The 579-nt window shown below is 59.1% G+C and carries 1 protein-coding gene and 1 pseudogene; both read right to left on the bottom strand.

The window, feature by feature from the left end; all coding sequences use genetic code 11:
• Positions 1 to 277 (bottom strand): hypothetical protein (locus EOA29_RS39335; protein ID WP_145970154.1); only part of this gene is annotated, 277 nt, incomplete at its 3' end.
• Positions 261 to 579, bottom strand: a pseudogene (locus EOA29_RS39330) (type VI secretion protein); the annotation flags it as partial. The pseudogene EOA29_RS39330 and the gene EOA29_RS39335, both read right to left, overlap by 17 nt.

The following is a 579-nucleotide window of genomic DNA, read 5'->3' as shown; positions in this document are numbered from 1 at the left end:
GCTTTGCGTTTTCGGCGTCGCGGCTCAGCGCCTCGCCAGGGGAGCGGCTGAACATTTGCGACCTGTACTTGTTCGTATAGGTGCAAACGAGGCTCTTTTTCTTCTCCTGCTCGTCGGATTTGGATTCTTGCGATTTTGTGCTGTGCTCTTCGTCTTGCGCGCGCTTGTCCAGATTGGAATTGTCGATGACGGCGATCTGGGCCAGCGCCGGGAGGGCCGCCATCTGCCCAGGCATGATCGCGGCCGCGGCGATCACGCTGCTAAGCCGCTTCTTCATGCTCGCTCTCCCATCCGCACAGATATGGCAGCCACGCCTCCGGCTCTTGCCCGTAGATCTCGCGCAGCCGTTCGCATTCCTTGATGCTGGCTTCGTTGGTCGAGAGCACCTTGATGAGGTCGGGCATGCCCGACAGGTCAAGCTTGGCCACGATGGAATCGCTGTCGTGCTTGACCAGGAAGGTGCGCGTTTCCTTGGGCGTACGGCGCACGAACTCGAACTCTTTCGCCGTCAGCGAAAAGCGCGCCATGTAGGAATCCTTGCTCGCCTTCGGATTGGGGAAAAAGATGTTGGTTTTCGTC

The sequence above is a fragment of the Mesorhizobium sp. M1E.F.Ca.ET.063.01.1.1 genome (assembly GCF_003998155.1).
In the GTDB taxonomy this organism is placed as follows: Bacteria; Pseudomonadota; Alphaproteobacteria; order Rhizobiales; family Rhizobiaceae; genus Mesorhizobium.
The sequence above is the reverse complement of the archived record's forward strand: the minus strand, read 5'-3'. Positions and strand labels throughout refer to the sequence as shown.